This is a genomic window from Terriglobia bacterium (genome assembly GCA_020072785.1).
GTDB lineage: Bacteria > Acidobacteriota > Terriglobia > Acidiferrales > UBA7541 > Acidiferrum.
In genome coordinates this window covers 996,602-1,019,520 of sequence record JAIQGG010000002.1, presented here as the reverse complement: position 1 = coordinate 1,019,520, position 22,919 = coordinate 996,602, and the positions used below count along the sequence as shown (strand labels likewise).

The following is a 22,919-nucleotide window of genomic DNA, read 5'->3' as shown; positions in this document are numbered from 1 at the left end:
CCAGGCGCCCGGGCACCAGGCGCGCCAGCGGCCGCCCTTCCTCGAACAGCACGCGAGTGCGCGCCACCAACTCCTGCATCAGCCCCGCGTAGCGCGCGTCGAAGTTCCGCGCGACGATCTCCGCCTCGCTCAGGCCGTGCCGCGCGGCCACGTCCAGGGGAATGTAGATGCGGCCCTTCTCCAGGTCGCGCGCGACGTCCTGCCAGAAATTGGCCAGTTGCAGCGCCGTGCAGGTGGCGTCGGAAAGCCGCTGCCGCTCCGCGTCGCGGTAGCCGCCGAGGTACAGCACCAGGCGTCCCACGGGATTCGCGGAATAGCGGCAGTAGCCGAGCACATCCTCCCACGTGGCATAGCGCTTGACCGTCTGGTCCTGGCGGAAGGCCCGCAGCAAGTCGGCGAAGGGCTGTTTGGGAATGTCGCGCGCGACAATCGTCTCGCGCAGGGCCACGAAGACGGGATGCGCGGGCCGCTCCTCGTAGCAGGCGTCCAGTTCGCGCTCCCACCAGTCCAGTAATTCGAGCGCCCGCGGCGTCTCGGGAACCTCGTCGCCCAGATCGTCGGCCCAGCGGCAGTAGGCGTAGACGTTGTAGAAATGCTGGTGCAGTTCGCGGGGGAGCAGCCAGGAAACCACGTTGAAGTTTTCGTAGTGGTGTGTGGCGAGCCAGCGCGTGTAGCGCCGGGCCTCCGCCGGGGAGCAGCCTGCGGGCGGAGCGTGGCGCGCGATTTCGAGTTCACCTGGACGCAGCATTCCCGTAACGTTCCCGCTTCCGCTTTCTGCGATTGGGCAGCTGGCCCTCAGGGCCGGACAGCGAGCTTGATCTCGCCGCTGCGCGACTTCATTTTTTGGAAGGCCTGGGGCAGATCCACGAGGCGGATCTCCTCGGTCACAAAATCCCGCGCCAGCACGTCGCCGCGGCGGATGGCCTCGAGCGCTTCGCGGATGAAACGCGGCGTATGGTGGAACGGGGAGATCATGCGAATCTCCGAATAGTGGATGGCCGCGGGCTCGATTTCCACCTTGGTGCCGCCCGGCAGGCCGCTGAAAAAGTTGACCACCCCGCCGCGGCGCACCATCTGCAGCGCCCATTGCCAGGTAGTGGTATTGCCGGCGGCTTCCACCACCCCATCCGGCCCGCGCCGATCCTCGGTCAATTCCCGGACGGCGGCAATCGGGTCGGCCACTTCGGAAGTGTTGACGGTGACGGCTGCACCCATGCGCCGGGCCACTTCCAGGGGAGCCGCACGGCGGGCCAGGGCAATCACGCGCAGGCCGCGCCGCGAGAGCATGCGGATAAATTTCAAGCCGATGGGTCCGCAGCCGATGACCACGATGGTGTCGCCGACGCGGGCATCCATCTCGTGGATGCCGCGCAGCACACAGGCCAGGGGCTCGACCTGCGCGGCGTCCTGGTCCGTGACTTTCTCCGGGACCTCGAGCATGTTTTCCCGCACAATGCGCCCGGGAATGCGCATGTACTCGGCGTACGCGCCATTATTGAAGAGCAAGTCTGCGCAAAGGTTTTCCTGGCCGCAGCGGCAGAGGAAGCAGCGCAGGCAGGGCGCGGAGTTCGCGGCCACCACGCGCATACCCAGCTCCCAGCGGGACTCCACATCGCGGCCCTTGCGCACGATCTCGCCCACCACTTCGTGGCCGAAAACGGCCGGCGGCTGAATCATCCGCGCGTGATAGCCGCGCTTCCAGACCTTGAGGTCGGTGCCGTCGGTCAGGGCGATGCACACGCGCAGCAGCACTTCGTCGGCGGCCAGCTTGGGCACCGCGATCTGCTCGACGCGCAGGTCTTCGCTCCCGTAGAGCACCGCCGCGGTCATCAGCGCGGGCACGTGGGGGGGCGCGGCCAGCGGCGCTTTCTGCCCGCTGACGATCTCCAGCTTCTTCTGTGCCGTTGTGCTCACGTGTGTGTAATCAAAATCTTCAGCGACTCGGCGGTCGGCCGCGCCGCCAGCTCCAGCCCTTCCTGGATTCTATCCAGAGAAAAGCGGTGCGTAACCAATTCCATTACCGGCAATTTCCCAGATAGCACCAATGCCGCCGCGGGCTCCTGAATATCCACTGCCGCGCTGTAGCTGCCCAGAATCTCTTTCTCGTCGATGCCCACGGCCCCCGCGGGAAACTCGATCCTGGTCACCGGGTCATTCGCCGCGAACAGCAGAACCCGCCCGCCGGGCCGCGCCGCTGCTAATGCTTCCACCACAACAGCCGGATGCGGTACAGCGACAAGAACCGCATCCGCCCCGCGGCCTTCCGTACGGGCCTTGATCTCTTGCACCAGCTTACCACTGCCCGGGTCAAACGACGCGCTGGCCCCCAATTGTAGGCTCTTGGCCCGGCGCTCGGCCATAGGATCGCTAGTGTACAACTTTGCGCCCTCCAAGTGGCTAACCATCAGCAACAGGAGGCCCACGGGACCGCAGCCGATCACCAGGACCGTTTCCCCGGCGGCCACCCGGGCCTTCTGGATGGCTTTGAAGATGGTGTTCACCGGCTCGATAAAGGTGGCCTGCTCGAAGCTGACCCCAGCGGGCAGGGCCACGATTCCCCGCTCCGCCACCCACGGCATGGCTTTCACGTACTCCGCGAAGCCCCCGCCGTTCGGCGTGAAGCCCGCGGTCAGCCCCGTGGTCTTGTAGCGCGGGCACTGCGAAAACAGGCGTTTCTGGCAGTAAAAGCAAGTCCCGCAGGGAATATGGTGGAAACTCATGACCCGGTCGCCGGGCTTCCACTTGTTGACCCCGCGCCCCACGGCCACCACCGTCCCGGCAACTTCGTGGCCCAGAATCTGCGGCGGCTCGACGTAAGCGTGGAAAATCTTCTTAATATCCGTGCCGCAGATCCCGCAGCAGGCCACCTTGATCAGCACTTCGCCGTCGCCCAGTTCGGGCACCGGCACCTCTTCGACGCGTACGATGCCCTTGCCGCGGTACACGCCCGCGCGCATGGTCCTGGGCACCGGCCCAAGCGCCGCCCGCGGATCGAGTGTAGCCCCTGTCCGGCTCATGTCGCGGAAACCTCTTCCACGCTTGCCTTGCTCACCCGATGCCGGCCTCCTGCCACCGCAGGGACGTAGCGGTCGAGAAAATCCGCCAGCGATTCGCTCGCCGAGCGGCTTTGCCTTCCAAAACGGATCAGAGCGGGGATATGTTGCGGGTGCCGCGCGAGTTCCGCCATCATTCGGCCGATGCGGACGTGGCCGCGGGAATCCAAAACGCGGTGAAAATCGATGGGCAGGTCCTCCGCCAGGGTATCGCTGATCGCGCGCAGCGTCACGGCCGGCACGTGCGCCGCGCTGGCCGCCTCCAACACATGGAAACTTTCCATTTCGACGATGTTCCCAAAGGCGCCTAGCGCTTGTTTCTCTCTGCCCGTGGCCGCAATCGTCTCCGAAGTCAAAAAAAGATCCACCGGCCGCGCGCCGCAGGATACGGCGCAATCGAGCAGGCCGCCATCGCTCGGCATCTGCCGCTCCCCGCCGGCAACACCGGCGCTGCGCCCCGCGGCGATCTCCCCGGGGCGCAAGGCCGCATCCAATGCGCCGGCCAGCCCGGTCGAGATACAAACATCGCAGCTGTCCAGGGCCACGCTCTTCATTGCGCGCACCGCGCTTTCCCTGCCCATGCCGGTGAGAAGAACCATAACCTCTGCCACATCGATAGCCGCCGTGTACAGGCCGCACTTTGCTTGCCGATGCGAATCTTGCGGCTCCCGGCAAAGAAACGCGTGGCGAGCGCGCCAAGGGGCGAATTCGGTTTCGACGGCGAAGGTGACGAGGACTCGCATACGCCTGTTACTCTCTGATGCCGGTCTCCCCGCCGGAGATACCTCTAGGCCGCCTGCGCCCGCGCCAGGCGCTTCGCGGCCCGGCCGGTGACGTACCCGTTGGCTTCGTACCAGCGCACGGCGCGCTCCAGGGCCGCGGCCACCGGCCCGGGCCGGAAGCCCAGCTCGCGCTGCGTACGCGCGCAATCCACGAACATCCTGTGCTGCGCGATCTTTACGCCTTCCACGGGAATGCTCGGCTCGCGAAAGGTCAGGCGCGCGAAAACGGTATTGGCGTAGGCCGCGCAGAGCGCCAAGCCGTGCGGAATCTTGCGCTTCGGCGCGGGCAGGCCGGTGATCTGGGCCAGGGTGTCCAGCACCTGCTTGAGGGTCAGGTTTTCCGCGCCCAGCAGGTAGCGCTCGCCCACTTTGCCCTTCTCCGCCACCAGCAGATGCCCCGCGGCGCAATCCTCCACGCCCACAAAGTTCAGCCCCGTCTCGACGTACCCGGGCATTCTCCCGTTCAGAAAATCCACGATGATTTTTCCGGTCGGCGTCGGCTTCCAGTCGCCCGGGCCCACCGGCGTGGTGGGCATGGCCACGATCACCGGCAGCCCCTCCTGCGCGGCCTGCAGGACTTCCCGCTCCGCCTGCCACTTGGAGCGCTTGTAATGCCCAACCATCTCATCGAGCGCGGCGTTTGTGGCTTCGTTGGGGAGTTCCGGGCGGTCTACGGCGATGGTGGCCACCGTACTGGTGTAAATCAATTGCTCCACGCCTGCGCGCTTGGCAGCTTGCAGCAAATTGCGCGTGCCAGTGACGTTGGATTCGTAGATCTCGCCGGAACGCCGCGCCCACAGGCGGTAATCGGCGGCCACGTGAAAGACGCGGCGCACACCGAGCAGCGCACGATCCAAGGAAGCCGGATCGCGCAGGTCGCCGGTGACGTATTCCAGGGAAAGGTCGGAAATGGCCCGGTTGGTGCTCGACGGACGCAAAAGCACGCGAACGGCGTCGCCCCGCGCCGCCAACTGCCGCGCCACGTGGCTTCCCAGGAAGCCCGCGGCACCGGTCACTAATGTGGTCATAGAATCCGCAGGCGCCCGTCGGAGGAGACCAGTTCTTCCGTCAGCGGAGGCGTCGTCACGGCCGCGTGGCCGTTGGAATGTCCATTCGCGTTCGCTGCGCCGTTGGAATGGCCGTTCGCGGGCTGGCCTTTGCCGCGCGCGCCGCCCAGGCTCCCGGAGAGCTGCCAAGAGAGCAGCTTCCAGGTATCGCCCAGCTTGGAATTCCCGCCGAGCACCGCGGAAGGCTCGAAGCCAACGTGCATCATGCAGTCCTGGCAGCGGGGATCGCGGCCCGGGCCATAGCTGTCCCAGTTGGTCTTCTCGAGGAAATCCTTGAACGTGGCGTGGTGCCCGTCGGTCATGGGATAGCAGGGCGCTTTCCAGCCCTTGGGGTTATACGTCGGCGTGCCCCAGGCGACGCACTCCAGTTGGCGCTCGCCGCGCAGAAATTCGTAGTAGATGGGGGACATCATGACGTTGTACTTGTCGAGGACGGCCTGCGCGTCGCGGAACTTGTTCACGATATCGTCGCGGGTCAGAAAGATGTCCTGGGTGGCCACGGCCGAATAAGAATAGGCCGGGGAGATCATGTAGCCGTCCACGCCCAGCTCGTAGAGATATTCGAAGAGCTCGGCGACCTCGCTCAAGTCGGTCTCTTTGTAGATGGTGGTGTTGGAGCAGACCAGGAAGCCCGCGGCCTTGGCGGCCTTGATGCCTTCAATGGCGTCGCGGAAGACGCCGTCGCGTTCCACGCACAGGTCGTGGGTGCGCTCCATGCCGTCCAGGTGCACGTTCCAGAAGAAGCTGGAGGTGGGCTTGAACTCGTGCATGCGCTTGCGGATGAACATGCCGTTGGTGCACAGGTAGATGTGCCGGCCGCGGTCCAGCAGCTCCTTCGTCAGCCGCCCGATTTCCGGATAGATCAACGGCTCGCCGCCGCAGATGGAGACGATCGGCGCGCCGCATTCTTCGGCCGCGGCCACGCACTGCTCCACGCTCATAATCTCGTTGATGGTGCTCTTGTATTCGCGGATGCGCCCGCAACCGGTGCAGGTGAGGTTGCAGGCGTGCAGCGGCTCGAGCATCATCACCAGCGGAAACTTCTTCACGCCGCCGATCTTCTTGGCCGCGATGTACTTCGTCAGATTCGCGGTCATCTTCAAAGGAAATCTCATTTAGCCCCCTGGAATCCGCTGCGCAGGCGGAACTCTTCGGGGCGGAAGCTCAGCGCCCGGAATTCCGCGGCATTGTGCGCCTGGTTGCGGTATCTGGCCAGCGCATACAGCGGGAACGTATTGCGGTACAGGTGATACTTCAGGTAGAACACCCCCGGGAAACCCGTGCCCGTAAAATCGCCCTCGGAAAACGAGCCGTCGGAGCTCTGCTGGCTCAGGAGAAAAGTAACCGCCTTGAGGATCGCCGGGTCCTGCGCGTCGGCCCCGGCCAGCAAGCCGATCAGACCCCAAGCGGTCTGCGAAGGCGTGGAGTTGCCCTGCCCCCTGGTCGCCGGCTCGTGATAGGAGCGCAAAGACTCGCCGAAGCTGCCGTCGGGGTTCTGCACGGCGCGCAGCCAGCGCACCCCGCGCTGGCAATACTCCTGGGCGGTCAGCGAAACGGTCTCCAGCGCGCGCAGCACGCCGCCTGTGCCATAGACATAGTTCACGCCCCAGCGCCCGAACCACGCGCCGTCTTCGCACTGGTCCTGCACCAGAAACTGTACGGCGCGGCGCACCGCGGGGTGCTGTACCGGCCAGCCGAAGCGGCCCAGGCACTCCACCACGCGCGCGGTCACGTCCGCGGTCGAAGGATCGATCATCGCGTTGTGGTCGGCGAAGGGAATATTGCACAGGAGCTTGTGATTGTTGTCGCGGTCGAACGCGCCCCAGCCGCCGTCCTTGTTCTGCATGCTCAGCAGCCACTGGATGCCGAGACGCACGGACTTCTCCATGCGCGCGGGGTCGGGAAACTTCACGCGCTGCAGGGCCATCAGGACGAAGGCCGTGTCGTCCACGTCCGGATACCAGTCGTTGCGGAACTCAAAAGCCCAGCCACCCGGCTCGGCGTCCTTGTTCTTGACCTGCCAGTCGCCCGGGCCGAGCACCTGCTTGGACAAGATCCAGTCCGTGGCTTTCACCAGCGCCGGATGATCGGCGGGCAAGCCGGCCTCTTCCAGCGCGACCATGGCGATGCAGGTGTCCCACACTGGGGAAACACACGGCTGCAGCCGGATGGTGTCGCCTTCGGCGATCTCAAATCGTGCGAATTCGCGAATCTCCCGCGCGGTCAGCGGATCTTCCGGGCCGTGCCCCAGGGCCATCAGCGCGAAGATGGAGTTCATCATCGCCGGATAGATGGCCGCGAGGCCGTCGCTCCGCTCGAGATGCTCGAGCATCCAGGACTTCGCTTCCCGCAAGGCGCGCTGGCGCAGCGGCTTCCAAGGCAGCTTCTCGTACAGCTTGAGGGCCCGGTCCAGGGCCAGGAAAAAGTTTTTCCAGGAAAGGAGCTGCTTGCTCCAGTCAAACGCCGCGCGCTTCTTCGCGGAGTCGCGAAACAGCTCGTCCACGCGGGCCTGCTCGGGCAGGCGCCACTCCGGGCGCAGCGCGGAAAGGATGGCCATAGGAATGACAATGCCGCGGGTCCACGAGGACATCTCATAAATGTTGAGGAAGAACCAGTTCGGCACGAGCATCAGCTCCGGCGGAATCGCGGGCACCAGATCCCAGCCCACCGCACCCACCAGCGCCAGGTAGAAGCGCACGTACGAGTTGCTGTGTTCCAGACCGCCCAGACGGTGCACCGTCTCCCGCGCACGCGCCATGTGCGGCGTATCCGGCATGTCTCCCGCCAGCTTCAGCGCGAAGTAAGCCTTGGCCGTGGCGTTTAGTTCCGCCGGCCCGTCGGGATAAATATTCCAGCCGCCGTCCGGGAGTTGCCGCCGGCGCACGTAGTTGGCCAGCTTGGCGATGCGCTCTGGATCGGCCTTTCCCAAAACGTGGAGGTAGTAAATGTAATCCGACTCCAGCGTAGTGTCGGCTTCCAGCTCACCGTGCCAGTAGCCCTCTTCCGTCTGCAGCGAAAGCAGGTGATTGACACCGCGCTCAATCGCCTGTTCGAGACGGTCGCCCCAGCCCGCCGCAGCCCCCAGCGGAGCGGCAGGAAGCCGTGCTTCCAGATCAATTCTCGTGCCTGCTGCCAATCTAAATTCCCCCAGAGCGGGTGCATGCCCTTCCCCACTTTAGATGGAGGGGGCAGTGGCGGAGGTTATCTAACTGCCATCCTGCGAATCATTTCCCCGTAGGGACACACCAGCGCGGAATCTCCGACCACACGACCAGAGAAATTATCGCCGTGTTTTCGCCGGTGGTCAACGGCTAAGATGTTGCGCAGGTACCAGGTTAGTATCAGAGCGCGGCCGCGGTCCCGATCTGCAACAAGCCCTGTACCAGTCCGCGCAGACCTTCCGGCAACGCCTCCCCTTCCCGCTGCAGGAAGCAACGTTTGGCCTCCAGCAGCCGCAGCGGCACGCCGCGCCACGCGGGCTCCACATCCGTCGCTTCCCCGGCCGCCTCCGGCAAAGGGTCGCGCAGCACCACGGCATCTGCCCGGTCCAAGACCAGCCGCGCTGAGTCCTTGAAGTCCGCCATCCGCGGCGCGAGCACCACGAGATAGAGCGACGGCTTGAGGAATTGGAGCAAGGAGTTGCTTTCCAGGATGACGTTGCGCGGCCCGGGACCGCTATCCGCGGCGGCTTCCCGCAGCGCCGCGCGCAGCAGCGGCAAACCTTCGGCCAGGTAGCCTTGTTTGGTGCGCAACCAGAAGGCGCGCCGCGCCCCCGCGGCCAGAAAGCGCGCGGAGTCCGTGCCGGTGTCCGCGCGCGTCTCCCAGTCCAGGGCTGCGGCGTGCTGCTCGGGGGCGCAGCCGCAGTTTTCGGCGTTCTGCGCACACACGCCGTGGCCGTACTGGGTGATCTTGCCCGCGACCCAGTGCGCCTCCGGGAACGCGGCGATCAGATCGCAGACCAGCTGCGTCTTCCCGATGTTGCGGGTGTGCCCGCCCACCACCACGACACGTTCTGTTGCCTCGCTCGTCATTGTTCTGCGTGACCGCGAAGCGGTCAACCTTTTGTGTGACCGTGAAGCGGTCAACGCGCTCCGCTTCGCCCGCGCGGCCTCATGGCTTCAGGATACGCTGCTCGAGCCGGCGCAAGCGCTCCGCCAGATCCGGCAGCCGGCCGAGCCACGCATGCTGCTCCTTGAACTTCTCGAGCGGCCGCGCGGGCGTGCCCCACACGGTCTGCCCGCTGCGGATGGTCTTGCCGTTGAGAATGCCGGCCTGCCCGCCGGCAATCGTTCCGTCCTCCAGGGTACAGTGCTCGCCCAGGCCCACCTGCCCGCCAAGCACCACGTGGTGGCCCAGCACGCACGAGCCGGAAATCCCGGTCTGCGCGGCGATCACGGTGTGCGCCCCGATCTCCACGTTGTGGCCTACATGCACGAGGTTATCGAGCTTCACGCCGTCGCCGATGCGCGTGTCGCCCAGGGAACCCCGATCGATCGTGGTATTGGCGCCGATCTCCACGTCGTCGCCGATCTCCACGATTCCGATCTGCGGAAATTTCCAGTAGCGGCCGTCGCTGTAAGCATAGCCGAAACCGTCCGCGCCGAGCACCGCGCCGGCATGCACTTCCACGCGGGCGCCCAGGCGCACGCCCGGATAGAGCGTCACGCGCGGATGCAGCCGGCAACCGCTTCCGATCCAGCTTCCCCGCCCCACCACGCAGTGCGCGCCGATCTGCGCGCCCTCGCCCAGGAAGGTGTCTTCTTCCACCACGGCATAAGGGCCCACCGCGGCGCCCCGGCTGATCTGCGCGGACGCGGCGATGACCGCCGTCGCGTGAATGCCCGCAGCGATGAGCGGACGCTCCAGCAGCAGCTCCGCGGCCCGGGCAAACGAGGCCTTGGGCTTGGTGCAGCGCAGCAGCGTCTTCCCGGCCAGCGATATCTCTTCGGCAACGATGGCGCACAGCGCCTCCGAAGCTTGTGCGCGCGCCGCATACTTCTCCGCGTCCACATAGATCAGCTCATGCGGACCCGCGCGTTCCGGCGCGGCCACGCCGCGCAACAGCACGTTCCCGTCGCCTTCCAGCTGCAGGCCGAGCGCCTCGGCCAGCTCGCGTGCGGTCTTGCCCATGACTGCCCCCTTCCTCACACCCCATCAATGTCATCCCGAGGCCCCGGCGATTTCATGCCGGGAGCGGCGAATCTCCGCTTTCGGTCTTTGCACCCCTCACGCCGGGATTCTTCGCGCGAAGACCGCGCTTTCAGAGATGACCGTACACCAGACTCTTCCGGCAACCATGGTGCGGTCACCTGAGAAAAGGATACAGCGGCGGCTCGCCCGCCGGGCGCGTTTTCCACCGCGCATGCACCCACACCCACTGATCGGGATGCTTGCGGATGATTCCTTCGAGCACTTTCGCGAAGCGCGCGGTAGTTTCCCGGATGTCGTGCTCCGCGTCGCCCGTGCGCACCAACTCCAGCGGGGGCTCGAAGCGCAGCCGGTACTTGCGGATACTCGCGTCCCAGCAGACATAGCCCGGCACCACCGCGGCGTCCGTATGCAGCGCCACGCGCGCAATCCCCGCCGTGCTGCAGGCCGGGGTGCCGAAAAAATCCACGAAGACGCCCTCTTCCGGCATGGTGTTCTGGTCCGCCAGGATGCCGATCGTGCCCGCTTCGCGCAGGATCTTGAGCATGGCTCGCGCCGATTCGTTCTTGAAGATGGGGCGGTTGCCGCTGAGGCAGCGGAAGCGGTTGATGAGCGCATCCACGCGGGGATTGTCCAGCGGGCGGGCCATGAAATGCAGCGGGAAGCCGTAGAGGGCGTGCGCGAAGGACGACAGCTCCCAGGCCCCGATGTGCCCGGTCAGAACCAGCACGCCCTTGCCGCGGCTGCGCCCCGCCAGATAGTTCTCCTGCCCGTCGAGCAGGACGACCTGCTCGATGTTCTCCGGCGTCAGGCGCGGAAAGCGCGCGAACTCCACGGCCATCCAGCCCAGCTGCCGCGCCATCTTGCCGACCACCGCGCGGCGCTGCGCTTCGCTCCACTCCGGAAACGCCAGCCGCAGATTGAACAGCGCCGTCTTGTGCAGCTTCGGCAGAAACAGCAGCAGCAAGCGGGTCACGCCCGTGGCCAACGCGCGCGCCACCGGCCGCGGCAGCGCCCCCACCAGCCGCAACAGCAGCCACACCGCGCCGTATTCCAGGCTTTCCCTCATTTGCCTCTTGTGCGGCCGCACCGCAGCCGGCTCCCGTCAGTATGCATTCTCCACGTTTCCGCTTGCCAGTTCCAACTGTGCCGCAGCGCCGGCGGGACGCCGCCGCGGCCTTCCGCAGAATAACGGAAGGGGCAGGCTGACGCGAAACGGCGGCGATGCTAGACTGGCCGCTCCCGCTCATGAACGCACCAGATCCCATCACGCCGGAAACACCGATGCGCCGCGCGGCGAAGCTCGGCTGGGGTGTGCTCATCGTCGCCACGCTCTATGTCTGCTACTTCAGCCATCTTGGCGCCATCGGCTTCGTCGGGCCGGATGAGCCGCGCTACGCCTGGATCGCCCGGGACATGGCCGAAAGCGGGGACTGGGTGACGCCGCGGCTCTACGGCCAGCCGTGGTTCGAGAAGCCGGTGCTCTACTACTGGGGCGGGGCGCTCAGCTTCAAACTTTTCGGCGTCAGCGAAGCCGCCGCGCGGCTGCCTTCCGCCGTCTCTGCGCTGCTGGCCACGCTGGCGCTCGCCTGGCTGGCCTGGCGCCTGTACGGCGCGGAGACCGCGCGCTGGTTGCTTCTGCTATTGCCCACCAGCGTGGGCATGCTCGGCTTCTCCCACGCCGCCGCCACGGACATGCCTTTCAGCGGCATGCTCACCATCGCCATGGCCGCCGCCGCCGTGGTCCTCGGTCTCCCGCGCCACAGCAGCGACACATCGCCACAGCCCACGCCCTGGCTCGCGCTCGGCGCCTTCGGCTTCTTCCTCGGCGCGGCGGTCCTGGCCAAGGGCCCTGCTGCCGTCATTCTCTCCGGCGGCGCCGTCTTCTTCTGGGCCGTCTTCACCAGGCGCTGGCGCGACGCCTTCCGCCTTTTTCACCCCGCCGCGCTCGCATCCTTCTTCGCCACGGCGCTACCCTGGTATATCCTCTGCGCCCGCCGCAACCCCGATTTCTTCCGCGTCTTCATCATCGAGCACAATTTCAAACGCTATCTCACGCCCGAATTTCGCCACATCCAGCCCTTCTGGTTTTATATCCCGATCCTGGTGCTCGCTATATTTCCATGGTCGCTGCTCCTCGTCCCCCTGCTCAGCAAAGCCGTGAAAGGTTTCCGCACCGGGTGTTGGCCCGGATCCAGGGGCATTCTGCTTCTCTGCTGGTCGCTTTTCCCCATCGCGTTTTTTTCGCTCTCCAAATCCAAGCTCCCCGGCTACATTCTCCCCGCGGTTCCCCCGATGGTTTTGCTGGCCTCCCGCAGCGCCAGGGAATTGCTGCACAGCACAAGCAGGAGGTCGCGCTGGGGCCTCGAGTGGGTGGCGCTGACGCCTGTGTTTCTTGCGATTGCACTCCTTTTCGGCCGTTTCTACACGCACGTTAACTCCATGCCCCAGCCGCCACGCGGGTACAAGATCGCACTACTCCTCCTCATCATCGGGGAAACGATGGCTCTCACGGTCTTGATTGGCGCACGGAGCAGGAAGGGAGCCTTGATTTCCAGCGTGCTGGCAGTTGTCCTCCTCGTCCATGCCATCGAGCGATACGAGCTGCCGTGGATGGATGCGTGTCAATCGCCGCGAACAGCGGCACGGCTGGTCTTAGCCCTTGGTCCAGCACCCCACAGCGTCTTCACGGCACAGATGGACCGCAACTGGCAATACGCGTTGAACTTCTATTTTCATCGGGAACTGCCGGAATGGACGCCCGGCAGTCCGCCACTCAGCTATGTCTTTGTTTCCAGTGCCGGCCTGGAAGCCCTTGATGAACAGGGGATCAGGTACGAGTTCCTGGGCGCGGTGACCACGCGAAGAAACCTGGTGAAGACGGCTGCTGCAGGCGGAGTGAGCGGGCTGGCGACTCCGGAATGGAAGAAATAGCCGGTTACGCGCGGAGACGCTTTCTGCCCCACAGCAGAATGCGCGGAAACGGAAAGAAAAACGGCTGGGCATCGGCGAAGCGCTGGTGCAGGATTTCGCCGTAGAGCGCGACGAGGCGTTCGCCCACAAGGGCAATGAATCGACATTCGATTGACACTACTTTACCAGAAGCCTAACATGCGAATCAGACTGGGGAAGGAGTTCTCCGGTGATTGGTCAGACGCTTTCCCATTACCGCGTCCTGGAGCAGGTTGGTGCGGGTGGCATGGGCGTGGTCTACCGTGCCCATGACGAGCGCTTAGACCGCGACGTGGCCCTCAAGATCCTGCCCCCCGGCACCCTGGCTGACGAGTCCGCCCGCAAACGCTTTCGCAAAGAGGCCCTCACTCTCTCCCGGCTGAACCATCCCAACATCGAGACGGTGCACGACTTCGACACTCAGGGGAATGTGGACTTCCTGGTGATGGAATTCATCCCCGGCGTCACCCTGGACCAGAAGCTGGCCGAAGGCGCGTTAACGGAAAAGGAAATTTCGCGCCTGGGTGTGCAGGTGGCCGATGGGCTAGCAGCTGCGTGCCAGCAAGGTGTGGTGCATCGCGACCTGAAGCCCAGCAATCTCCTGGTGACAGAGGATGGCCGGGTGAAGATCCTCGATTTCGGGATTGCAAAGCTGTTGCAACCGGTCAGTGAGGCTGCCACCACAGACACTTTGAGTGAGACCCGGGCCGCAGCGGGGACGCTACCCTACATGTCGCCCGAACAGTTGTGCGCGGAGAAGATTGATTCTCGAAGCGACATTTGGGCAGCGGGAGCCGTGTTGTACGAGATGGCGACAGGCCGGCGCGCTTTCCCCGAGTACGTCACGGCGCAGTTGACCGACGCCATCCTTCACAAGGCGCCCGAAGCGCCGCGCGCCGTAAAGGCCCAGGTCTCACCGGAATTGGAACGAATCATTTTGAAATGTTTGGAAAAGGAGCCGGAGGATCGTTACCAGTCCGCCCGAGAGTTGTCCGTGGACCTGCGGCGGCTGGGCGCACCTGCGACCGTTCCAGCGATTTCGCGCAAGCCCGCGCTGGCTCGGCGCGCGCCGCTCCTGGCGGCAGGAGCGTCCCTTGGGCTGCTGGCCATTCTTGTGGGATTTGATGCCGGCGGCTGGCGCGAACGGCTGCTGAGCGGTGCGCATGCGGAGCGCATTCAGTCACTGGCGATTCTGCCCTTCAAGAACCTTTCTGGCGACAAGGAACAGGAGTATTTCGCCGATGCCATGACCGACATGCTGACCACGGACTTAGCGCAGATCAGCGCCCTGCGGGTGACGTCGAACACATCCGTGATGCCGTACAAGAAGCTCAGCAAGCCGCTTCCCGAGATTGCCCGGGAATTGAATGTGGATGCCATCGTGGAAGGAAGTGTCCTTCGGGCTGGCGACCGGGTGCGGATCACCGCGCAGTTGATCCGGGGCCCTACCGACCGGCACTTGTGGGCGCAAACCTATGACCGCGAGGTGCGTGACATTTTGGCATTGCAAAGCGAGGTCGCGCGTAGCGTCACTCAGGAAATTGGTGTAACGCTGACTCCCAATCAGGAGGGGCGCCTTTCCAACGTTCGTGCCGTGGATCCTCAGGCGCAGGAGGCGTACCTGAGGGGAAAATATGCAGAAGGTTCGAGCAAGAGCGAACTCTACTTCAGGAAGGCAATCCAACTGGATCCCGCGTACGCCGCCGCCTACGTCGGCCTGGCGGCCACGTACTACTGGCGGGGATTCGGGGAGGGCTTAGCGCCCAAAGAAGCTTATCCAAAGGTGAGGGAATTCGCGCTGCGAGCTCTCAGTTTAGACCCGGACCTCGCGGATGCTCACGCGTATCTCGCTTCGGTCAAGCTGGAATACGAATGGAACTTCACGGAGGCCGAAAAAGAGTTCCGGCGGGCTCTGGAGCTGAATCCCAACCAGGCCGTTACCCGTCATCTCTACGGGCATTATCTGCTGGCCATGGGCCGCGGGGAAGAATCCCGGGAGGAGACTCAACGCGCCGCGGAAATCGCTCCCCTCGACATGGATATGACTGCGTGTGTGGGGTGGCATTGCATCTACACCGGCGACTACGGCGAGGCGGAGCAGCATTGCAGGAAAGTTCTGCAGATGGACCCGGGAAATCATTTTGCCCTCACAGTCTTGGGCTGGGCTCATGAACAACAAGGAAAGAACCAAGAAGCCATCGCCGAGTTAGAGAAAGCCCTCCCGGACACGACGGCGGACCTGGCCCACGCGTACGCGGTCTCCGGCAGAACGCAGGAAGCCAGGAAAATGTTGGTCCAAATGATCACGCGGTCTAAACGCGAATATGTTTCCGCATACGAGATTGCGGTTGTGCAGATGGGCCTGGGCAACAAGGATGAGGCGCTCGCCTGGCTGGAAAGAGCCTACGAGGAGCATTCCAGCCTTCTGATTCATTTCCGACAGGATCCCCGCTTCCAGCCGCTGCACTCCGATCCGCGGTTTCAGAACCTTGCGCGGCGCCTGGGCCTCCCGACGACCTGAGGCAGCGCGCACGTGTCCCGGCCCTCTGGAGCCGGGCGGTCCCGATAAATCGGGACGCAAAAGCGGCGTTCGCGAACCGCCCCTGCAAATTGCCGGCTGGAGAGTCGAGGAACAAAGGCGGGCTACCCTTGTAGCGCGGGTGATTCGCAACAAATTCCGGCCCAATTACGGAGTTACGCCCGCGAACCTTTCCTGCCCCACAGCAGAATGCGTGGAAACGGAAAGAAAAACGGCTGGGCATCGGCGAAGCGCTGGTGCAGGATTTCGCCGTAGCGGGCGATGAAACGTTGGAACGTCAGGGCGTCGAGGCGCGCTTCATACGCGGTGAGCAGCGACCCGCGGTACCACTCCACCACCGCGTCCAGCGCCGGCATTTCGTGCGGGTAGACGCGCAGGATCACTTTCTGCTCCGCGAAGCCCAGCCGGTACAGCAGCTGCGAATAGGCTTCCGGAGCCAGGGCCACCAGATGCCGCACGTAGCCGCCGAGCGGCTCGCGAAACTCCGCCGCCGCATCCCGCGCCGCGCGGTGAAATTCGCTTTCTTCGTTGTAGGGCACCTGCACGGCGAGTTGCCCGCCCGGCGCGAGGCGCGCGGCGAATTTTTCGAACAGCGCCGCGTGGTTTTCCACCCACTGCAGCGCGGCATTGGAAAAAATCAGGTCGAACACGCCGGGAACGTCCAGCTCCTCGATCTTCCCCTTCGCAAAGCGTAGGCCGTTTCCTTCCCGCGGCCGGGCCTGCGCCAGCATGTTGTCCGAGGCGTCCAAGCCCAGCGTCTCGCGCGCGGCCAGTTGTTCGTGGAGATATCTGGTCAAGTCGCCCGGGCCGCAACCCAGGTCCAGCACGCGCATTCCCGAGCGCGCCTGGACCATGGCGCACAGCTCGTAAAAAGGCTGGCTGCGCTCCTCTTTAAAACGGTTGTAGGTGTCCGGGCTCCAGGCATCGCGCATGGAAAAAGTCTAACAGGCGCGGCGGCGCCAGGTCACGATTTCAGCGGGAAGCACAGAAATCGCCGGCTCAGCGGCTGGCGGCACCCAGCGGAGGCAGCCGCAATAGAAAGAAGCTGACGATGCGGTTCTCGTAGTCCTTGCGGTCGTCATCCCCCATGCTGACGAAGTCGCCGCGCGGCAGGATAGCCTGCTCGCGCGGCTCGGGAGCCTGCGCGAAGAGCTGCTGGGTGGTCGCGGCTAGTTCCGGATTGTCCAGCGCCTGGACAAAGAGTTTCGGCACGCCCGCAAGCTTCGCCAGATTTTTGGAAAGTGGAGGGGTGTCGCGGAACTCCTCGTTCATCCAGCGGAAGCTGAATTGTGCGGAACGCACCATCAGCGGAAAGCCCGCTAGACCGGTTTTTTCGATCTCCACCTTGACCATCTGGCCGGGCCGGTCGTAGACGGAGTCCAGCACCAGGGCGCGGACGCGCTTGTCCCCCTGGGCCTCGCTCAGGGCAGCGTAGGCGCCCAGATTGTAGCCCCACACACCAAAGCGGTTCGAATCCACGTCGCTGCGTTGCGCCAGAGCGTCAATGGCCGCACGCAGTTCCGCCGCTTCGCGGTAGCCAAAGGTGGTGACTCCGGCGCTCTTGCCGTGTCCGGCAAAATCGAAAACGAAGGCGTTGTACTGGTGGTCCTGTAACGCGGAAACCAGGGTCAGCAGCTCTCCCCGGCTCGATTGATAGCCGTGGCACAGCACAATCGTCGGGGCGCCCCTCAAACCAGGGAAAAACCAGCCCTCGCGGTCGCCGAGGCCCGCCACCGTAAAATGCACGACCTCCGGCCGCCCCGGAAAACTCTGCATGTTGATTTCGGAGCTGGTGCGATCCGGCTTGACCATGCGGTAGAGCAGGAAGCCGGAGACCGCTCCGGTCGCCAGCACGGTGAACAGGACAAGAACGACAGCCACAGCGACAAGTTTGCTGTACCAACGTGTTGGGTAGCGAAGCTCGAAAAGGATGGACATTCGCTGGTGGAACGCTCCGTTCGGGCCCCGGATCTGGTCCGTCCAACGGCCGCGCGGTTTGCAGTACGCAGTGCTCTTCCGAGTCCTGCCAAAATGGTATCACAACTGTTCCACGCCTCCGCGGACAACACAATCGCGCGTGCACGCCTGTGCACGGCCCCCGAATCGGCTATGATGGTCCGGCGGGCGCTTTCCCTGTTCCCCGCACCTTGGCCATGCGAATCACCGACTTGCGGCAAGTTACCGCCCTCCAAATCGAAAGCCTGCTTCGCGAAGAGGCGCGCCATTGGCGGGAAGAGCTGCACTGGGACTACGGCACCGCCGTTGAGCTTATTCGGCGCTTTCTGGACGCCCACGCCCTGGCCGGCTACGTGGCCTTCGAAGGCGACGACCCCGCTGGATATTCCTTCTACGTCCTGGAGGAACAGAAAGGGCTGGTCGGAGGATTGTTCGTCTCGCCGCGCTATTCGCAGGAGGCCATCGGGCGGCAACTGCTCGAAGAGGTCCTCTTTTCCCTGCGCGCCTTGCCCCACCTCTCGCGCATCGAAACTCAGCTCATGCCCTTCGGCGGCCCGGTCGAGCAGACCTTGCGCGAGCAGGGTTTCCGCCTGTATACGCGGCAGTTCATGCTCTTGCGGCTCGAGGCCGCCAAGAAGCGGCCCGTCCCGCTCTCCCCCGGGCTACGCTTGGAGCACTGGAGCGACCGCTTCTTCGAACCCTGCGCCCGGCTCATCCATCTGGCGTACGCCGACCATATTGACGGGGAGATCAACGATCAATACCGGTCACGCAACGGGGCCCTGCGCTTTCTGAAGAACATCATTCACCTGCCCGGCTGCGGCCAGTTCGTCCCCGGCGCGTCGTTCCTGCTGCGCCAGCCGGGCAGCGAGGAACTCCTGGCCGCCGTGCTGACGTCGGAGGTGGCTCCCGGCGTCGGCCACACCACCCAGATCTGCGTCCTGCCCGGCCATCAGGGGCACGGTCTCGGGCGTCTGCTCATGCAGACCGCCATCGACACCCTGCGCGCCATGAAGTTCCACGAACTGACGCTCACTGTCACCGCGGTGAATGCCCCGGCGGTGCAGCTCTATGAAACGCTGGGCTTCCGCACCCTCAAATCCTTCACTGCCGGCGTCTGGCCCGCGTAGGACAGGCCTTCCGATTGTCCTCTTCGCCCTGAAAGAAAAAGCCCCGGGGCTTCTGAGGGGTGAAGCCCCGGGGCCGGAGGATTGAGACGATGCTGGGCCGGAGAAATTCGCTCGCTGTGCCTGGCCGATCCGCTTCAAGCGGCTTGAAAAGCCAGCGTGTCCTCTTCCACAGCGATAATCATGGATTTGTAAATATCCACATCCCAACCTTCGCCGACGCGCAGGCGCACCGCATCGCCCCCGTCGCCCACAAGCCGTCCGCGCAGCGGCACCTTGATGTCGCCGAGGGTCACCTGCAGGACCACGGTTTTCCCGACCCACACTTCGAAGCGACTGTCCGCCATGTTGTGTATCCCCCTCACTGATCCACTTCGCCGGCAACCATAGCTTGAGGCAGCCTGCGGCCCCTGCCAATAGCACGCAGGGGGTAATCGCCTGGGCGAAAAGTACTAGCAGGAACGGCGGCCCTCGGGCTTCCCGCAAAGTACGGCCGTACTGCTGGCCTGAGTCCTCCAGGCCATTGTTCCGAAGCGTTCCTCATTGGCACTGTGGACTCATGAAATGGGGTCCTCTCTCCGGGCGCCGCCGTTGGCATGAGGCGCTAGGCGCGCTGCGCCACGTCGTTCGCGCCCCGTGCGGCCTGCGGCTCGCGGAGACTCTCCGATGATGCGCCTCGGGTCCTGGCTGGCGGCTATGGCGGCCCTGTTTGTTCTCTGGTGGGAATGCGGAGAGAATCTCGCGATTTTCTGCTACCGTATGGGAGTGACTCTTTTTTCGCGCGTCGGCCCGGGCAGATGGCTCCCCGTGGCGGCCGTGCAGAGGATGCCGCCCCCGTGCTCGAGATCTTACAAAGCCTGTTCCACATTCTCTATGACGTCGAGGGACTGATCCGCTGGGGCGGGACCCTGCTTGTCTGCACCATCGTTTTCATCGAAACCGGTTTCTTCGTCGGGTTCTTCCTGCCTGGCGATTCCCTGCTGGTTACCGCGGGAGTCTTTGCCGCCGCGGACAAGCTGCACCTCTGGTGGCTCCTCTTGCCGGTGATGCTCTGCGCCATCGTCGGCGATCAGATCGGCTACTGGATTGGGCGCACCGCCGGCCAGGCTCTTTACCGCCGCGAAGACTCCTTCTTCTTCCGCCGCAGCCATTTGCTGCGGGCCCACGATTTCTACGAGAAATACGGGGGCAAGACGGTTATCCTGGCCCGCTTCATGCCCATCATCCGCACCTTCTGCCCGCCCGTGGCCGGCGCCGCGGGCATGCCTTATGCGCGCTTTCTGGTCTACGACTTCTTCGGCGGGATTTTCTGGACCAGCAGCATGATCCTGGGCGGCTACCTGCTGGGGCGTTCGGTGCCGAACATCGGCCAGCGCATCCATTACGTCATCGTTGTCGTCGTCCTGCTCTCCATCCTGCCGGGTATCATCGGAATCTTTCGCGCGCGCCGCTCGGCCGCCGCGAAATCGTCCAAAACTCCTATGCCTGCAGCCGAGGGCGAATGAGAGAGGATTGAACGATGCCCGTGCCGGCTCTACGCGCCGTCATCTTCGATATCGGGCGCGTCCTGGTACGCGTGGACATCTCCGCGGCCATGGCCGGACTTGCGGAACGCACGCGCCTCACTCCCCAGGAAGTCTGGGTGGCCATCGAGCGGCATCCGCGCTGGCGCGATTGGCAGGAAGGCCGCCTGGCTCCCCCCGAGTGGCACCGCCATTTGGGGCAGCGCCTCGGCACAGGCCTCGCCTTCGAGCAGTTCTGCGAAGTGTGGAACCGCGCGCTTTCCTCGGAGCCGATCATTCCCGAGGAGCTCCTCACGCAGCTCGCCCGCCGTTTTCGCCTTGCGGTCCTCTCCAATACCGACCCGCTGCATGTCGCGCATCTCGAGGCGCAGTTCCCGCTTCTGCGCCACTTTCCACAGCGCATCTATTCCTGCGGCGTGGGCGCCTGCAAGCCCGAGCCGCTGATTTATAAGGAGGCCTTGCGCGCCTGCGGCGTCCGCGCCGAGGAGGCGCTGTACATTGACGATATCGCGGCGTATGTGGAAGCCGCGCAGCGCCTGGGCATGGCCGGAGTCGTCTTCGAATCCCCCACGCAACTCGAGCAGGAACTGGCCGTGCGCGGCCTTCTTACCCCTGGCGCCTGAGCTGCCGCGCGAAGGCATTTGCAGCCGGAAAATGGTTTTCCGGTGGGTCGAAAAATCCTGCGAGCGCGCTAAAACACGCACAACCTGTAAAGTTTGCAGGACCCAGTACCCCTTTTATACACTCCTCAATTCCTGTCGGAATCACATCCCATTGACCCTGAAAGACTTAGAAAACGTCCTGTCGCATTGTTTTTTGGTGCTAGACATGCACATTTATGGGAAGATACCGCCACATATTTTCCTTGGAGGGAAGAGATTCATGTCTGACGAAACGATTGTGGATACAAATAGCAGCCCATCCTGGCAGCTGCCGGCGATTGTCATTCTCGCCTTGCTGGCCATTGGCGGGCTGGTCATGGGATGGAATGCTTCTTCGAAACTGGACAGCACCCAGAAGGCCGTTGATGCGCAGGTCACCGCCGTCAAGCAGAAGGTGGATCAGGATGTGACCGGGCTGAAGGACCGCCTGGCGCAGTCGGAAAAAACCAACACCGAGCTTCAGGGCGACCTGAAGACCATCACCAAGAAACTGAAGATCACCGAGGGCCAGCTCAAGGCCGCCCGGCAAGAAACCACCAAGGTGCACGAAGAGACGGCGCAGCAACTCACCGCTCTGGACACTTCGGTGAAGAGCGAACTGGCCACGAAGGCCACCACCAACGACCTCAAGACCGTGGATACCAAGGTCGGCGGCGTGCGCACCGATCTCGATGCCACCCGCGAAGACTTGAAGATGGCCCGCAGCGAACTGGGAACGTTGATCGCCCGCAACCACGAGGAGATTGACCAGCTGCGCCGTCTGGGTGAGCGCGAGTACGTCGAGTTCACCATCGCCGGCAAGAACAAGTCGCAGAAGGTGGGCAACGTAACCGTGGAGCTCCGCGGCGCAAACGTCAAGAAAAACTTGTTCAGCGTGGCTGTGACGGTCGAAGATAAGCGCTTCGAAAAGAAGAATCACATCCTGAATGAGCCGATTTTCTTCTATACCTCGGGCGCGCGCATTCCCCAGGAACTGGTCATCAACAAAGTGGCCAAGGACCAGATCAGCGGCTATGTGAGCATTCCCAAGGCCAATGTGCAGCCGCAGACCCAGCCCAGCTCCAGTTCCGGCAGCTAAACCGGCTTACTTTCCCGGGCCACAGCGGTGGCCAGGCGAAACAGGCGGGCAGCGGATGCTGCCCGCCTGTTTCTTTCTGCGGCGACAGCCCGAAGCCTTCCCCTCTCTTTTCCGCTACAATCAAAGAGCGCTCCACGGAGAGCCTTTTGAAACAGACTTCGGTCGTCGTCTATTTGGCCATCGATGCTTTCTTGCCCGTCACCGGTAAGGCGGAGCCCGGCTTGGCAGGATTTCTCGAGACCCTGGGCGAGCACGACATCCCCGCGGTCCTGATGACGGCGCGCTGCCGCCTGCAGATGGACGAGCCCATCCGCCGCCTGCGCCATGCCCATCCCTTCATCGCGGAATCCGGCAGCGGCGTGTACCTGCCAGAAGACTATTTTCATTTGCGCGTGGAGCGCATGGTGCGCCTCGGGCGCTTCGTCTGCCTGCCCATCGCGCAACCCCAGCCGGCCGCGGAGCAGGCCCTGGAAGCGCTGAGCGAAGCCACCGGCGTGCCGGTGGTCACCCTGCGCTCGCTCTCCCCGCGAGAGCTGACGCAGAACACCGGCTTGCCGCCCCGCGACGCGGAACTGGTCCGCCAGCGCGATTTCGAAGAGATGTTCTTCCTGGTGGGCGCCGATGAGGAGGCTATCCGCCGCTTTTGCACCGAAGCGCAGCAGCGTAAGGTCGTTCTCCGCAAAGTTCCCCCGCTCTGGTCGCTTTCCGTGGGCGCGGATCCGCGGCCGGCGATCAAGAAGCTCAGCGCCTTGTACGATCGCGCCCTGCATGGCCATGCGGCCACGGTGGGCATTGGCGCCCCGGAGGCACTTGAGGATTGCTTGCAGGGATGCGACCGCGTCCTTCTGCTTACCCGGCGCTCCACCGCAGCGCGGTCCCCAGCCACCGGGGACGGCCGGGTCCGCAGCATTCCGCTGCCGGCTGGGGGCGACTGGTCCGAGATCGTCCCCCTATTGACGCAACGCGGTTGAATCCTCCGGGGGCTCGCGTAACGCCGAATTTACCTCGTCGAATGGCAGCATAAAACCGCCA

General features: G+C 64.2%; 19 protein-coding genes. 7 read left to right on the top strand and 12 right to left on the bottom strand.

Annotated elements, in window-relative coordinates; genetic code table 11:
* Positions 1-795: 795 nt before the first annotated feature.
* From LAN61_07680 to LAN61_07640, 9 genes are all read right to left on the bottom strand, one after another.
* Entirely contained in the window at positions 796-1,830 is a 1,035-nt protein-coding gene (locus LAN61_07680) for a zinc-binding dehydrogenase (GenBank protein ID MBZ5540384.1), read from the bottom strand.
* Positions 1,831-1,910: 80 nt separating this feature from the next.
* Positions 1,911-3,017, bottom strand: coding sequence for an alcohol dehydrogenase catalytic domain-containing protein (locus tag LAN61_07675; GenBank protein ID MBZ5540383.1), 1,107 nt, complete (start codon positions 3,015-3,017; stop codon positions 1,911-1,913).
* Positions 3,014-3,652 (bottom strand): hypothetical protein, encoded by a 639-nt coding sequence (locus tag LAN61_07670; protein MBZ5540382.1) that lies wholly within the window; start codon positions 3,650-3,652, stop codon positions 3,014-3,016. The genes LAN61_07675 and LAN61_07670 overlap by 4 nt, the downstream gene beginning before the upstream one ends.
* Before the next feature lie 188 nt (positions 3,653-3,840).
* A complete protein-coding gene (locus LAN61_07665) occupies positions 3,841-4,863 on the bottom strand; it encodes an NAD-dependent epimerase/dehydratase family protein (GenBank protein MBZ5540381.1) in 1,023 nt (340 codons plus the stop codon).
* The gene (hpnH, locus tag LAN61_07660; protein ID MBZ5540380.1) at positions 4,860-6,017 is read right to left on the bottom strand and encodes an adenosyl-hopene transferase HpnH; all 1,158 of its coding nucleotides are present in this window, start codon (positions 6,015-6,017) and stop codon (positions 4,860-4,862) included. The genes LAN61_07665 and hpnH overlap by 4 nt, the downstream gene beginning before the upstream one ends.
* Positions 6,014-8,038 carry a squalene--hopene cyclase gene (gene shc / locus LAN61_07655; GenBank protein ID MBZ5540379.1) on the bottom strand — a complete coding sequence of 675 codons (2,025 nt, stop codon included), beginning with the start codon at positions 8,036-8,038 and terminating at the stop codon, positions 6,014-6,016. Before shc ends, hpnH begins: the two co-directional genes overlap by 4 nt.
* A gap of 205 nt (positions 8,039-8,243) precedes the next feature.
* Positions 8,244-8,933 carry a hypothetical protein gene (locus LAN61_07650; protein ID MBZ5540378.1) on the bottom strand — a complete coding sequence of 230 codons (690 nt, stop codon included), beginning with the start codon at positions 8,931-8,933 and terminating at the stop codon, positions 8,244-8,246.
* A gap of 79 nt (positions 8,934-9,012) precedes the next feature.
* Entirely contained in the window at positions 9,013-10,032 is a 1,020-nt protein-coding gene (gene lpxD, locus LAN61_07645) for a UDP-3-O-(3-hydroxymyristoyl)glucosamine N-acyltransferase (protein ID MBZ5540377.1), read from the bottom strand.
* Positions 10,033-10,207: 175 nt separating this feature from the next.
* Positions 10,208-11,119: a lysophospholipid acyltransferase family protein gene (locus LAN61_07640; GenBank protein MBZ5540376.1), complete on the bottom strand. Its 912-nt coding sequence runs from the start codon at positions 11,117-11,119 to the stop codon at positions 10,208-10,210.
* Positions 11,120-11,298: 179 nt separating this feature from the next.
* Between LAN61_07640 and LAN61_07635 the strand changes: the two genes are divergently transcribed.
* Both LAN61_07635 and LAN61_07630 read left to right on the top strand, forming a co-directional pair.
* Positions 11,299-12,984, top strand: a complete 1,686-nt coding sequence (locus LAN61_07635; protein MBZ5540375.1) for a glycosyltransferase family 39 protein — start codon at positions 11,299-11,301, stop codon at positions 12,982-12,984.
* A gap of 208 nt (positions 12,985-13,192) precedes the next feature.
* Positions 13,193-15,523, top strand: coding sequence for a protein kinase (locus LAN61_07630; protein ID MBZ5540374.1), 2,331 nt, complete (start codon positions 13,193-13,195; stop codon positions 15,521-15,523).
* Positions 15,524-15,696: 173 nt separating this feature from the next.
* On the opposite strand, the gene LAN61_07625 is transcribed toward LAN61_07630, so the two are convergent.
* Together LAN61_07625 and LAN61_07620 are read right to left on the bottom strand one after the other, a co-directional pair.
* Positions 15,697-16,473 carry a methyltransferase domain-containing protein gene (locus tag LAN61_07625; GenBank protein MBZ5540373.1) on the bottom strand — a complete coding sequence of 259 codons (777 nt, stop codon included), beginning with the start codon at positions 16,471-16,473 and terminating at the stop codon, positions 15,697-15,699.
* Between the two features lie 67 nt (positions 16,474-16,540).
* A complete protein-coding gene (locus LAN61_07620) occupies positions 16,541-17,422 on the bottom strand; it encodes an alpha/beta hydrolase (GenBank protein MBZ5540372.1) in 882 nt (293 codons plus the stop codon).
* A gap of 272 nt (positions 17,423-17,694) precedes the next feature.
* Here LAN61_07620 and LAN61_07615 point away from each other — a divergent pair, with 272 nt between their 5' ends.
* The gene (locus tag LAN61_07615; protein MBZ5540371.1) at positions 17,695-18,627 is read left to right on the top strand and encodes a GNAT family N-acetyltransferase; all 933 of its coding nucleotides are present in this window, start codon (positions 17,695-17,697) and stop codon (positions 18,625-18,627) included.
* 134 nt (positions 18,628-18,761) lie between these two features.
* Here the strand turns inward: LAN61_07615 and LAN61_07610 are convergent, their stop codons facing one another.
* Entirely contained in the window at positions 18,762-18,971 is a 210-nt protein-coding gene (locus LAN61_07610; protein ID MBZ5540370.1) for a hypothetical protein, read from the bottom strand.
* Between the two features lie 450 nt (positions 18,972-19,421).
* Between LAN61_07610 and LAN61_07605 the strand changes: the two genes are divergently transcribed.
* From LAN61_07605 to LAN61_07590, 4 genes are all read left to right on the top strand, one after another.
* Positions 19,422-20,129, top strand: coding sequence for a VTT domain-containing protein (locus tag LAN61_07605; protein ID MBZ5540369.1), 708 nt, complete (start codon positions 19,422-19,424; stop codon positions 20,127-20,129).
* A 14-nt stretch (positions 20,130-20,143) separates the two neighbouring features.
* Positions 20,144-20,770, top strand: coding sequence for an HAD family phosphatase (locus LAN61_07600; protein ID MBZ5540368.1), 627 nt, complete (start codon positions 20,144-20,146; stop codon positions 20,768-20,770).
* A 259-nt stretch (positions 20,771-21,029) separates the two neighbouring features.
* A complete protein-coding gene (locus LAN61_07595) occupies positions 21,030-21,887 on the top strand; it encodes a hypothetical protein (GenBank protein MBZ5540367.1) in 858 nt (285 codons plus the stop codon).
* A 146-nt stretch (positions 21,888-22,033) separates the two neighbouring features.
* A complete protein-coding gene (locus LAN61_07590) occupies positions 22,034-22,858 on the top strand; it encodes a hypothetical protein (protein ID MBZ5540366.1) in 825 nt (274 codons plus the stop codon).
* Positions 22,859-22,919 lie beyond the last annotated feature (61 nt).

What these genes read in the sequence shown, in the direction of transcription:
- LAN61_07680 (MBZ5540384.1), bottom strand. Translation starts at nt 1,830, where the DNA reads ATGACCGCGGCGGTGCTCTACGGGAGCGAAGACCTGCGCGTCGAGCAG.
- LAN61_07675 (MBZ5540383.1), bottom strand. Translation starts at nt 3,017, where the DNA reads ATGAGCCGGACAGGGGCTACACTCGATCCGCGGGCGGCGCTTGGGCCG.
- LAN61_07670 (MBZ5540382.1), bottom strand. Translation starts at nt 3,652, where the DNA reads ATGGTTCTTCTCACCGGCATGGGCAGGGAAAGCGCGGTGCGCGCAATG.
- LAN61_07665 (MBZ5540381.1), bottom strand. Translation starts at nt 4,863, where the DNA reads ATGACCACATTAGTGACCGGTGCCGCGGGCTTCCTGGGAAGCCACGTG.
- hpnH (MBZ5540380.1), bottom strand. Translation starts at nt 6,017, where the DNA reads ATGAGATTTCCTTTGAAGATGACCGCGAATCTGACGAAGTACATCGCG.
- LAN61_07650 (MBZ5540378.1), bottom strand. Translation starts at nt 8,933, where the DNA reads ATGACGAGCGAGGCAACAGAACGTGTCGTGGTGGTGGGCGGGCACACC.
- lpxD (MBZ5540377.1), bottom strand. Translation starts at nt 10,032, where the DNA reads ATGGGCAAGACCGCACGCGAGCTGGCCGAGGCGCTCGGCCTGCAGCTG.
- LAN61_07640 (MBZ5540376.1), bottom strand. Translation starts at nt 11,119, where the DNA reads ATGAGGGAAAGCCTGGAATACGGCGCGGTGTGGCTGCTGTTGCGGCTG.
- LAN61_07635 (MBZ5540375.1), top strand. Translation starts at nt 11,299, where the DNA reads ATGAACGCACCAGATCCCATCACGCCGGAAACACCGATGCGCCGCGCG.
- LAN61_07625 (MBZ5540373.1), bottom strand. Translation starts at nt 16,473, where the DNA reads ATGCGCGATGCCTGGAGCCCGGACACCTACAACCGTTTTAAAGAGGAG.
- LAN61_07615 (MBZ5540371.1), top strand. Translation starts at nt 17,695, where the DNA reads ATGCGAATCACCGACTTGCGGCAAGTTACCGCCCTCCAAATCGAAAGC.
- LAN61_07610 (MBZ5540370.1), bottom strand. Translation starts at nt 18,971, where the DNA reads ATGGCGGACAGTCGCTTCGAAGTGTGGGTCGGGAAAACCGTGGTCCTG.
- LAN61_07605 (MBZ5540369.1), top strand. Translation starts at nt 19,422, where the DNA reads ATGGCTCCCCGTGGCGGCCGTGCAGAGGATGCCGCCCCCGTGCTCGAG.
- LAN61_07600 (MBZ5540368.1), top strand. Translation starts at nt 20,144, where the DNA reads ATGCCCGTGCCGGCTCTACGCGCCGTCATCTTCGATATCGGGCGCGTC.
- LAN61_07595 (MBZ5540367.1), top strand. Translation starts at nt 21,030, where the DNA reads ATGTCTGACGAAACGATTGTGGATACAAATAGCAGCCCATCCTGGCAG.